Below are 11,850 nucleotides of genomic sequence, written 5' to 3' on the forward strand. Positions count from 1 at the left end.
TCACTGTCCCTCCGAAGGAGCGATGGGCCGAGGGGCCGTGTCATCCGCCGGAGCCACCCGTTTTCCCCTCTTAAAGAACTGCGAGATGACTACAAACAAGAGGGGTATGTAGAAGAGGTCAATGAATGTCGCGGAAAGCATGCCACCGGCAACCGCCGTGCCGATCGCCTTCATTGCCCCGGCCCCGGCCCCCGTCGAAAGGGCAAGGGGCAGGACGCCGAAGAAAAAGGCGAGGGATGTCATGATAACGGGCCTGAGTCTTATCCGCACCGCGCCCAGGGTGGCTTCCATGAGGCCTTCACCGTTGGCCATCCTCTCGCGGGCGAACTGGATGATGAGGATGGCGTTCTTTGTTGTCAGGCCGAGGGTCGTGAGGAACCCGATCTGGAAGTAGACATCATTGTGCAGGCCCCGTGACCAGGTGAAGAGCGTGGCGCCGAAGATGCCCAGCGGCAGCATCAGCATGTTGGCGATGGGTATGGGCCAGCTTTCGTAAAGGGCCGCCACGCACAGGAAGATGACGATGATGGAAAAGGTATAGAGGAGGGGAGCCTGGGAGCTTGACATCCTTTCCTGGTAGGAAAGGCCCGTCCATTCGTATCCGATCCCGGCGGGGAGTTTCGTAACGGCTTCTTCCATCGCCTGCATCGCCTCACCGGAGCTCTTGCCCGGCGCCGGTTCCCCCCAGATGTTCAGGGAGGGGAAACCGTTGTAGCGTTCCAGCCTTGGAGAACCCGACGACCAGCGGCTTGTCGCGAAGGCGGAAAAGGGGACCATCTTACCCTTGTCATTGCGCACATAAAGCTTATCTATGTCCTTGGGCAACATGCGGTATGGTGCGTCTGCCTGCACGAAGACACGCTTGACCCGGCCGGCCTGAATGAAATTGTTCACGTAGGAACTGCCGAAGGCGGTGGAGATGGTATTGTGGATGGAACTGATGGGTACGCCGAGTACCCCCGCCTTTTCCCAGTCCACATCAACCCGGTATTCGGGTATGTCCTCCATGCCGTTGGGCCTCACCTTCGTCAGTCGCTTGTCCTTCGATGCTATGCCGAGGAGCTGGTTGCGCGCTTCCATCAACTTCTGGTGGCCGATGCCGCCCCGGTCGAGGAGCATGAAATCGAAACCCGTTGCCATGCCGAGCTCGATGACGGGAGGCGGAGGAAAGGCGAAAACAAGGGCGACGCGGAGCTTCGAGAACTCCCTCGTCGCACGCTCGGCGACAGCCTTTACCTTGAGCCGCGAACTGCCGCGCTTGTCCCAGTCCTTGAGCTTGACGAAGACCATGCCGTTCGTCTGGGACCGCCCGGAGAACCCTATACCGGAGATGGTCATTACGGATTCAACGGCCTCCTTCTCATTGTCCTGGAAGTGGCGCTCCAGTTTGTTGACGACCTCCTTGGTCTGTTCGAGCGTCGATCCCGTGGGCGTCATTACCTGGGCCAGCATGATACCCTGGTCCTCGTCGGGGATATAGGACGTGGGCATGCGCCAGAGGATGAGCCCCGCGATGCCGACGATGATGAAATAGGTGACGAAATAGCGTTTTCTTCTCGAGAAGGAGCGTTCCACTATCTCCACATACCTGTCTCTCAACCTGAAAAAGCGGCGATCGAACCAGGCAAAGAAGGGCCGCAGGATCGGCAGTGCGTTCTCGGCCGGTTCATGACCCCTGGGCACAGGTTTCAGGAAGGTGGCGCAAAGGACAGGCGTCAGTATGAGGGCGACGATGACGGACAGGAGCATGGACGCGATGATGGTCACCGAGAACTGGCGGTAGATGACGCCCGTTGAGCCTCCGAAAAAGGCCATGGGGCCGAAAACGGCGGAAAGGACGAGCCCGATGCCAATGAGGGCGCTCGTGATCTGTGTCATCGACTTCGCGGTGGCTTCCTTGGGAGGAAGCCCTTCCTCACTCATGATGCGTTCCACGTTCTCCACGACGACGATGGCGTCATCAACGAGAAGCCCGATGGAGAGCACCATGGCGAACATTGTGAGCATGTTTATGGAAAACCCAAAGAATTGAAGGACCGCGAAGGTACCGAGGATGACGACGGGCACGGCGATGGTGGGAATAAGGGTGGCCCGGATGTTGCCCATGAAGAGCCACATGATGAGAAAGACAAGGAGTATAGCCTCAAGGAGGGTTTCCACGACCTCACCGATAGCGACCCTCACAAAGGGGGTTGTGTCGTAAGGGTAGACTACCTTCATCCCTTGCGGAAAGAACCGGCTCATGTCCGCCAGTTTCGCCTTGATGGCGTCGGCCGTGTCGAGCGCGTTCGCGCCCGAGGCCTGCCGTATCCCCATGCCCGCTGATGGTTTACCGTTGTAGAAACCCTCTATGTCATAGGCGTCGGTTCCCAGCTCCGTGCGGCCGATGTCCTTGATCCGCACCGTGGAGCCGTCGGGGTTGACGCGGATGGGGATGGACGCGAATTCCTCGGGCGTCTTGAGCATGCTCTGCACGATGATAGACGTGTTAAGGCGTTGGCCCTTGACCGCAGGCGCGCCGCCGAACTGTCCCGCGGATACTTCGACGTTGTAGCTTCTGAGCGCATTTGTCACATCCGCCACGGAGAGGCTGAAATCGGTCAGCCTGTCGGGGTTCAGCCAGATGCGCATGGCATACTGGGAGCCGAAGTTCTCCACCTCACCGACGCCGGGCACCCGCGCCAGGACCTTCTCGAGGTTGGACTGGGCATAGTCCCTCAGGTCGTCGCCGTCCATGCTGCCGTCCTCTGAGATGAGGCTTACGATCATAAGCCAGTTCCTCGTGGCCTTGCCGACGGTGACACCCTGACGCTGAACGGCTTCGGGCAGGCTTGTCATCGCGAGCTGGAGCTTGTTCTGGACCTTCGACCAGGCAAGGTCCGGATCGGTGCCTGGTGCAAAGGTGAGGGTGGTGCGGGAGCTTCCCGAGGAATCGCTCGTGGAAGAAAGGTAGAGCATATTGTCGAGACCCGTCATTTTCTGCTCGATGATCTGGGTGACGCTGTTCTCGACGGTTTCCGCCGAGGCGCCCGGGTACGAGCTCGCTATATAGATCGAGGGAGGGGCGATGGGCGGATATTGCGATATGGGCAGGCTATAGATTGCGAGGGCGCCGACGAGCATGATCACGATTGCTATGACCCAGGCGAAGACGGGGCGGTCCAGGAAGAATTTGGATAACATCAGGCTCCTCTCCTCATTTGGCTTTTGCCGCCGCAGGGGCCGGCTTTGGATCGCCGGTATTCCCCGGCGCCTTGTCGTCCTTCCCGGCGGGTTTGAAGAGGACCGCCTTTACCGGTGCGCCGGGACGCACCTTTTGAAGACCTTCAACGATCATGCGGTCGCCGCTTTTGAGCCCCGAGGAAACGAGCCACTTGTCCGCGATGGCGCGGTCGGTGGTGATCATCCGCAGCTCGACATTGTTCTTGGCGTCAACGAGAAGGACATAGGGATTTCCCTTGGGGTCGCGGGCGACCCCCTGCTGGGGCGCGAGAATGGCCTGTTCGGCGATGCCCTCCTGAACAAGAGCGCGCACGTACATGCCGGGGAGAAGGGTGTTTTTGGGGTTGGGGAAGACCATGCGCAGGATGAATGAACCCGTGCTGGGGTCGACGGTGACATCGGAGAACTTGAGGGTTCCTTCCTGAGGGTAGGGCGTGCCGTCTTCAAGGAGCAACTTGACCTTTGCCTGGTCGGGGCCTTTGCTGCTCACCTTTCCCGAAGCCACGCTGCGCTGCAGCTTAAGCAGGTTCGCGCTCGACTGCATCGCATCCACATAGACGGGGTTGAGCTGCTGGATGGTTGTGAAGGCAGCGGGCTGATTCGCGGTGGCAAGGGCGCCCACGGTGACGCTGGATTTGCCGATGCGTCCCGAGATGGGGGCATTGACCCGGGTATACCCTAGGTTGATCCGTGCGCTTTCCACGGTCGCCTTCCAATACTTCACGTCCGCCTCGGCCTGCATGTGGGCCCCGGTGACATCCTCAAACTCCTGCTGGCTCACCGCCTTGATGGCGACAAGTTCCTTGTATCTCTGCGCCTTCGCGCGAATGGGCGGGAGGTTTGCCTCCGCCCGTGCGAGAGAAGCGCTCGCATTGTCTAATGCGGCCCGATACGGCGCGGGATCGATCTCGTAAAGGGCCTGGCCCGCTTTCACATCGCCGCCCTCGGTGAAGAGGCGCTTTTTGATGATGCCGCTCACCTGGGGGCGTACCTCCGCAACGAGGAAAGCCGAGGTCCTGCCCGGCAGTTCTGTAACGATGGGAATCTTTTCATACCCGAGGACAACAACCGCAACCTCAGGAGCGGCCGGTCCGCCGCCCTTCTTGTTGCCGCATCCAGCCGTCGTCATGGCCATCACCACGATAACGGCAACCACAGCAACAAGCCATTTCCTGTCAATACCCCGCATTGAGCACCCCTTTATGGATGGAATTCCTGTCACATCGTTTTTTGTCATGACTTCCTGCTCCGTTTCCCCTCTGAGGCCTGTTCGTCGGCCATCCTCAGCAGTTCGTTGATGATCCCTGTCCGTTGTTTCTCGGTGAAGGGTGATATGGACAGCATCTCCTGCAGCCAGAGACCGTCGGCGGCAAGAGCGATGATAGCCGCCTTCTCGAATGGTACGTTCCTGGATGCGAATCTCGCATAGGTTTCGGCAACAACCTTGCGCACGGGCTCATTGAGGCGTGGATCGTGAGCCACCGCCGCCGAAAGCGAGGCTCCCAGGTTATCGCGATCCCGCTCCCGGTACAGGATCGACAATATGAAGCCCTTGAGATCCTTCGAAGGGCCTTCGGGGATCTCTTCGAGTATCCTCTTCAATGTCTCCTGGTGTGTGCTTATCTGGCGCTTGACCATCGCCACGAGAAGGGCCGTTTTTGACGGGAAGTGATGAAGGAGGCCACCCTTGCTGACGCCTGCCTTCGCGGCGACGGCGTCGAGTGTCATATGGGACGCCCCGGCCTCTATGACGACAGCCTCTGCGGCATCAATTATAGCATCATACGAACTCGCCCGTGGACTCACAAGAACTCCTCAAGAAGAATGTTTCAGGTATCAGGTTCAAGGTTTCAAGTCATAAGAACAACAACGGCAATACCTTTAGGATTCACCGTCGAGCCTGAAACCTGAAGCCTGAAACGTGAAACTGTCTTTAGGCTATACAGTCCAGACGGTACAGTTTAAAATCCCATAGGTATTTTGTCAAAGCATTTTTGATGAATCCCTGATCGTGATCGGTTACAGCGGGCCGATCGGATCGGCGAAATGCTCTTAGCCCTGAAACCTGAAAGAGTCCTCTAAAATCCTTCAATATATATGCGGGTATTCTCGCTGAGCGCGCCGTCAAGCCCGATCTCATTGCCCCATTCGTCGAAAACCTTTTTTCCCGTCTCGATCTCGTGCCGAAGTCCCGCTCCGATGAGGGCATGACGCACCGTCATACCCGGTGCAAGGTCGATGTCCCTATCGTTCACCCATACCTTCATGGTCTAATCTTCTACCCGTATCCTTCCCTCAACAGCGGTGGAGACCTTCTTTTGGCGTGACACTTCCGATACCACGACATCCCTGAGCCACCTGCCGGCATCGTTGTAGACTATGTTGCTGCTCCTTATCGTTCCGCCCAGGATCTCAAAATCCGCCGCGCGTCTTATGGCTTCGCGGAATACCTGGTACCCGTCTCCTCCCGCCGCCAGGAAGTCGTTGGTGGCGACGATGTACTGTCTCGAGAGGTCAAGGGGCCTGCCGGCGATGTTCACCGCCCCTAATCGTTTCCCCGCTGCTCTTTTGGGCGAATAGGTGAAGGTGAGCCCTGCTACCTGGGGGAAGCGCCCCTCTTTCGATTCGATGCCCGAAAGCCCATACTCCAGGGCGTCCCTGATCTGCCTGCCCGTGAGCCGGATCCCCACGATGTAATTATTGAAGGGAAGAACCGAGTAGATGCTTCCCACGGTGACGGGGCCTTTCCTTATGCTGGTGCGCAACCCGCCGCCATTGATGATGGCGGCATCGGCCCCCGATTCCATTTTGAAGATATCCGCGACGAAGTTGCCGAGGTTGGATTCCTCTACGCGTACGTTCTCACCATCGAGATCTACTGTGGCTTCCCCTATGACGCGGCCCATGGATTCTCTCACCCGGGTGGCCCAGGTCTCGACGATGCGCGCGACCTCTTCATCCTTCGTCATCTTTGCGGGCCTTATGTCCTCGAGCCCGCTGGAGACCCCGACGACCTTGCCCGAGTCCACCTTCAGATCAAGAACGCCCAGCACCAGGGCATGTTCCCAGGCCTGGACGATGATGGTGTTTCCGACGGTGATGTGCTTCACCGCCTTCGTGTGGGAATGCCCGCCGACGATGACATCGATGCCTTTGACGGTGGACGCAAGGGTCATGTCCGCGTTGTATCCCAGGTGGGAAAGGACGACGACGATATCGACCTTGCCCTTCAACTCCTCCACGTAGTGTTCAACGGTCTTCGCAGCAGGAAGGAACGTCAGTCCCTCGACATTCGAGGGGTGTGTCGCGGAAGGGGTCTCCTCGGTGACGACCCCGATGATCCCCACCCTGACGCCGTTCACCTTTTTTATGACATACGGCTTGAGAAGGTCAAGGCCGGTGACATTGGCCGCGAGAACAGGAAAATTGGCCTGCACCACACGTTCCGCGAGCACTGTCTTACCGAAATCGAATTCGTGGTTGCCAACGACCATGGCATCGAAACCCATGGCGTTCATGACCTCAATGGCCGGTTTGCCTTCAAAGAGGTTTGTCCAGCTATTTCCCTGGATCATGTCACCGGCGGCAAGGAAGAGGGATGGTGTTTCCTTTTTGAGCTGCTTTGCCCGCCAGGCGAGGTATGCGATCCCTCCCTGGAGCTCGTCGGAGGCGATGCGCTTGTAGCTCTCGGCGAATCCGTGAAAATCATTCACGTAGAGTATCCTCACGTCCGCGGCGCCGCAGGGCGAAAGAAGGGCGGCGAAAAAAAAGATGACAATAAATGATAGAAGAAAATGGATCGAATGTCTCATGTGTCTCATTGTCCTCAAGCTCCCATGATGTTTTTCAGGGTTTTGAGATAGCGTGCATTCCACTTGTGGTCTTTCACGGGGAAGAACAGAGTCGCCGCATTACCGACACTATCGATGACGATCCGGTACCGCCGGAAGGTCTCGAGAGGTTTCGATGGGCTGTTATCGAGGGTGATGACGAAGGACCCGCAGACGGTGGTGAAAAAAGAGACCCCCCGCATACCCCGCAGGCTGTTGTCGATAAAGGAACTCTCTCGTTTCATAAATGACCGGGTGCGCTGCCGGTAAGTTCTGTCGCGAAGGGACTCGACCGCCGCCGCCGCGGCAAGCGTGTTCGGCGGGCCCATCGATGAGCGCCGCCTGATGTTTTCAAGCGTCGCCGGCGCACCGACCGCATAGGAGACGGGCAGGCCGGCAAGAGCGTAGTACTCGCTCAGGGATCGGACCACAAGACACCTCTCGTGCCCCGTTATGTCCGCAGAAAGGGAAGGGATTTCGGAGTATTCCCGGAGGGTCTGGTCAATGATGAGGAAAGTGCCTTTCTCACCCGCCTGTGCGACGATCCTGCCCACGGTCTCCATGGGGGCCGGGACGGCGGAAAGAAAAGAGGGGCAGGGAAGAATGGCCGCGTCGCATTCCTTCATTTCGCGAAGCCAGCCCTCTATGTCGAGGGAAAAACCAGCCGCCCTGTCAAGAGGGCAGAAACGCATGTGTGCCGGTCCGTCCGGCAGTCCCTGGTAATATGCGGGGTAGGGTGCGGCACAGAGGACCATCCGGGCATCAACGGCCCGCAGTATCGAGGCCGTGAGTGTTTCAAAGCTTTCGCCGAGGAAAATATTCTCCTCGGAGACGCCTTCCGATCGTGCGATGCTCCGGAGAAGATACCGTGCATTCCTGTCGGGATGGCGGTCAATGATCTTCAGGCTCTTTCTGACGGCGTTTTTGGCCTTTGCGGATGGTCCCACCGGATTCACCGTGGTGGTGAAATCCATGATCCGGGGAAGAGAGACCTTTTTCGATGCGGCAAGGTCGTGAATGTCGGGGATATCTCGTTTCATGAATGCGTGCCTCGTATTATAGCATGAAAGCCCGGAAAAAGTCAGCCCTTCCGCCGGAAGCGTAAAGACCGTTTCAGGGAGAAAACATACAGGGAGGATCTCCCGCCTGAAACCAGGAACTTGAAACGGTCTTTTACGGGTTTATTGTTGTTACGTATTTGAAGCCGCTCTCTTCCACCCTCATGATGACGGCGGTCTTGACGGCGTCTCCCTTTGCGTCGATGCTGATAATCCCCGTGATGCCCCTGTGACCCTTCGTTGCCGCCAGGGCCCTGCGTATGTCTTCGGGCCGCGGCCGTGTCGCCGCATCGAGTGCGTTGAGGAGAATGGTTGTCGCATCATACGCCAGCGCTGCAAAGACGTCGGGAACGACGCCGTGGCTGGCTTTGTATCTCCTGATGAAAGAGTCGGCGAGGGCATCCCCGCGGTCAGGCGAGTAGTGATTCACGAAATATCCCCCAACGATGGAGGCGCCGCCCATGGTGAGAAGGTCGGGCGAGTCCCATCCGTCGCCTCCGATAAGGGTCGACCTGATGCCTTTCTGGTTCAGCAGCCTTGAGATGGAAGCAACCTTGCCATAGTAGTCCGGCAGGAAAATGACGTCCGGTACCGGCGGGGCCATCTTTTCGATCACGTCCGGGAGATCGGCGTTCGTTCTGTAGGAGTCGCGGGCCACGACGGTCCCCGTGCCGTTCGTGAAGGTGTTTCCGAAGTGTTCACCCATTTCGCGGGAGTAATCACTGCCGGCATTATAGAGAATGATGGCAGTTTTTGCCTTGAGGTTCTTCAACGCAAAATTGGCCGCGAGGACGCCCTGAAAGGGATCGATGAAACATGCCCGGAAGACGAAGGACTTTCTTCTGCCGTCGGAAAAGGTCACATTCGGGTGCGTGGCCGTGCCGGTTATCATGGGGACCTGGTGCTCCGTGGCAATTTCTCCGACAGCGATCGCCACCCTGGATGTGAGGGGGCCCACAATGGCGGCAACCTTGTCCCGCGTGATGAGCTTCAGGGCGGCATCGACACCTTCCGCTGCATCGTTGCCGTCATTGGCCATCAGGGCCCGAATGTTGTATCTGCCCTTCTTGTCATAATCTGCCACGGCAATGTTGAAGGCGTTCTTTACAGACTCCCCGTAGGCCTTCATGCCGCCGGTAAGGGGTGTGATGAGGCCTATCTTTACCGTGTCCCTGGCACAGGCGAAGCCTGCGGCGCAGGTGAAGAAACACAGCACCGCGAGGATGCAGGGTATGACCGTCATTTTTCCTCCCGTGGGTATCCGTGTGTACATTCTAAAACAAACTTGTCTGCTGAATGCAATGTTTTTTCAGAACATTCGCCTCACGCGGGAAAAACGTACCGCAATCTGGTATAATGCTTTGATGAAAAAGGTGATCTCCTTCGATCTTGACGGAACGCTGGTGGATGCGCGATACGGGGACATGGTCTGGAACCACGGCATCCCTTCCGAATATGCCCGGAAGTACGGCATTACCTTTGAGGAGGCCAGGGCGTTCATACGGGCCGAATATGAATCCGTGGGGGACGCCGATATTCTATGGTACGAGATAGAGCACTGGCTCAGGAGGTTCTCCCTTGATGTCGACGGGCCGGAGCTCCTTGATCGCTATACGACGCTTATCTCCCTTCTCCCCGACGCCTTCGAGGTTGTCAGTTCACTCCATGACCGCTACACCCTCGTCATCGCCTCCAATGCCGCGAGGATATTTGTCGAAAAGGAGCTGGCACATACCGGTCTTGCGGGGTTTTTCTCCCACATCGTCTCGGCCACGACGGATTACGGGATGGTGAAGAAGCAGGAGGACTTCTTCCGTAAGCTCTGCAGGGATGTCGGTGCCTCCGTCCATGAGGTCGTCCACGTGGGGGACCACCCTGTTTTTGATCATGATGTCCCTTCGGGCCTCGGGATCGAATCCTATTATATGGACGGGCGTGACAGGGAAGGAAGCTTTCCCCGAAGGACGATATCGGGCCTCAAGGCTCTCCTGGAGGTGCTGTAAGTGAAGTGCCGCAGGTGCAAGACCCCGATCGCCGCCGAAAAGATCTCCTTCCGGGACGAATGCCCCGTCTGCCGCGAGGACCTTCATGTCTGTCTCAACTGCATCTTCTATGATACGGGTAAGGCCAATTCCTGCAGGGAGGACAAAGCCGAGTTCGTAAAGGAGAAAGAGAGGGCGAATTTCTGCGAGTACTTCCGTTTCACCGAGAGGCAGGCGGAAACCTCCGCAAAGGAAGAGGCGGAAAAAAAGTGGAAAGACCTTTTCAAGCGATAAGACGCATCATGCACCGGAGCGCCGCGTGAAGATGATGCGGTAGCGTTCCGGATCGTCATCGAAGCAGGCGGTGCAGCCCTTTTCCTCGCAGGAGGACGCCGCTTCCGCCTCGAGTTCCTCTTTTGCGGGGAGGGGTTCAAGACACACCTCGAAGCCGATCTCCCTGTACATCTCGACCATCTCCGAGAGCCGGGGTTCACAGGCGACGAACCTTTTCTCCCATCCGGCCCTGATAAGTTTTTCTTCCCGCTTCACATTCTGTCCTTCTGAAAATGGCCGATCGTTTTCACGAGACCTTCCTCGAGGCCTGTGACCGGCTGCCATGCAAAGGTCTTTTTTGCGAGGGAGATGTTGGGACAGCGTTGCTTCGGGTCGTCCTCGGGGAGGACCTTGTGGATGACAGACGAAGACGATCCCGTCAGCCTTATTATGGTGCGTGCTATGTCGAGGATGGAGGTTTCTTCGGGGTTGCCGAGGTTCACGGGCCCGGGAAAGCCCGAGAGTGTGGGGGCCGTGTAGTCGTCGGGTCTCTGGCAGCCGTCGGTCTGATGGTCCATCATGCGGATGATGCCTTCGATCATGTCGTCGATGTACGTGAACGACCGCGTCTGGGAACCATCGCCGTAGATGGTGACGGGGTTGCCGGATTGCGCCTGGACGATGAAATTGCTCACCACGCGGCCGTCGTCGGCGCGCATCCGCGGCCCATATGTGTTGAAGATGCGGGCGACCTTGATGTCCACCTTGTTCTGGCGCATGTAGTCGAAGAAAAGGGTTTCCGCGACCCTTTTGCCTTCATCGTAGCAGCTCCTTTTACCGATGGGATTGACGTGCCCCCAGTAGGTTTCCTCCTGGGGGTGGACACCGGGGTCTCCGTAGACCTCGCTTGTCGATGCCTGGAATATCCGCGCCCGTACGCGTTTTGCAAGGCCGAGGACGTTGAGTGCCCCCAGCACGTTCACCTTGGTGGTCTTTACGGGATTGTACTGGTAATGGATAGGGCTCGCCGGGCAGGCAAGATTGAATATCCAGTCCACCTCGACGAGAATCGGCTGGGTGATGTCGTGTCGGATGACCTCAAAGCGGGGGTTGCCAAGGAGGCGGGTGATATTCTCCTTCGTGCCGGTGAAGAAATTGTCGAGGCAGATCACCTCGTGGGCATCGCCGAGGAGACGCTCACACAGATGGGAGCCGATAAAACCGGCGCCGCCGGTGACGAGTATGCGCTTGGGACTGTTGTAGCTGTGATAGGTATACATGTGGTCCGCCTGTGCGATCGGATGAGGGGTGCCATTTTGTTTTTACCCCGCTGAACCGGGCAAAGTCAATAGAAATGCTGGTAATGTATCATTCTTTGTGTCAGAACAAAAAACTGGGGTACCATCATAGCGAAGAACCCATCACAGTTCGGGACTATGATTAAGGAGGTACCCCAGATGGTACGCAGGATTATGATACGGAGTC

At 57.7% G+C, this 11,850-nt stretch carries 11 protein-coding genes; 2 read left to right on the forward strand and 9 right to left on the reverse strand.

Going from position 1 to position 11,850, the window contains the following annotated elements; genetic code table 11:
- The 7 genes from PHC90_06570 to PHC90_06600 all read right to left on the reverse strand — a co-directional run bounded on the left by PHC90_06570 (position 1) and on the right by PHC90_06600 (position 9,353).
- Complete coding sequence (locus PHC90_06570) at positions 1 to 3,183, reverse strand: efflux RND transporter permease subunit (GenBank protein MDD3846011.1); 3,183 nt, start codon at positions 3,181 to 3,183, stop codon at positions 1 to 3.
- A 13-nt stretch (positions 3,184 to 3,196) separates the two neighbouring features.
- A complete protein-coding gene (locus PHC90_06575) occupies positions 3,197 to 4,459 on the reverse strand; it encodes an efflux RND transporter periplasmic adaptor subunit (protein MDD3846012.1) in 1,263 nt (420 codons plus the stop codon).
- Positions 4,456 to 5,028 (reverse strand): TetR/AcrR family transcriptional regulator, encoded by a 573-nt coding sequence (locus tag PHC90_06580; protein ID MDD3846013.1) that lies wholly within the window; start codon positions 5,026 to 5,028, stop codon positions 4,456 to 4,458. The genes PHC90_06575 and PHC90_06580 overlap by 4 nt, the downstream gene beginning before the upstream one ends.
- A gap of 272 nt (positions 5,029 to 5,300) precedes the next feature.
- The gene (locus tag PHC90_06585; protein ID MDD3846014.1) at positions 5,301 to 5,489 is read right to left on the reverse strand and encodes a hypothetical protein; all 189 of its coding nucleotides are present in this window, start codon (positions 5,487 to 5,489) and stop codon (positions 5,301 to 5,303) included.
- A 3-nt stretch (positions 5,490 to 5,492) separates the two neighbouring features.
- A complete protein-coding gene (locus PHC90_06590; protein MDD3846015.1) occupies positions 5,493 to 7,043 on the reverse strand; it encodes a 5'-nucleotidase C-terminal domain-containing protein in 1,551 nt (516 codons plus the stop codon).
- 5 nt (positions 7,044 to 7,048) lie between these two features.
- A complete protein-coding gene (locus PHC90_06595) occupies positions 7,049 to 8,092 on the reverse strand; it encodes an aminotransferase class I/II-fold pyridoxal phosphate-dependent enzyme (GenBank protein MDD3846016.1) in 1,044 nt (347 codons plus the stop codon).
- 133 nt (positions 8,093 to 8,225) lie between these two features.
- Entirely contained in the window at positions 8,226 to 9,353 is a 1,128-nt protein-coding gene (locus PHC90_06600) for an ABC transporter substrate-binding protein (GenBank protein ID MDD3846017.1), read from the reverse strand.
- 121 nt (positions 9,354 to 9,474) lie between these two features.
- On the opposite strand from PHC90_06600, the gene PHC90_06605 reads away from it, so the two are divergent.
- Together PHC90_06605 and PHC90_06610 are read left to right on the forward strand one after the other, a co-directional pair.
- Positions 9,475 to 10,113, forward strand: a complete 639-nt coding sequence (locus PHC90_06605) for an HAD family hydrolase (GenBank protein MDD3846018.1) — start codon at positions 9,475 to 9,477, stop codon at positions 10,111 to 10,113.
- Positions 10,114 to 10,386, forward strand: coding sequence for a hypothetical protein (locus tag PHC90_06610; protein ID MDD3846019.1), 273 nt, complete (start codon positions 10,114 to 10,116; stop codon positions 10,384 to 10,386).
- A 6-nt stretch (positions 10,387 to 10,392) separates the two neighbouring features.
- On the opposite strand, the gene PHC90_06615 is transcribed toward PHC90_06610, so the two are convergent.
- Both PHC90_06615 and PHC90_06620 read right to left on the reverse strand, forming a co-directional pair.
- Positions 10,393 to 10,641 (reverse strand): hypothetical protein, encoded by a 249-nt coding sequence (locus tag PHC90_06615; GenBank protein MDD3846020.1) that lies wholly within the window; start codon positions 10,639 to 10,641, stop codon positions 10,393 to 10,395.
- Complete coding sequence (locus tag PHC90_06620; protein MDD3846021.1) at positions 10,638 to 11,645, reverse strand: SDR family oxidoreductase; 1,008 nt, start codon at positions 11,643 to 11,645, stop codon at positions 10,638 to 10,640. Before PHC90_06620 ends, PHC90_06615 begins: the two co-directional genes overlap by 4 nt.
- Positions 11,646 to 11,850 lie beyond the last annotated feature (205 nt).

It is taken from the genome of Syntrophorhabdaceae bacterium (assembly GCA_028698615.1).
Taxonomy (GTDB): domain Bacteria; phylum Desulfobacterota; class Syntrophorhabdia; order Syntrophorhabdales; family Syntrophorhabdaceae; genus Delta-02.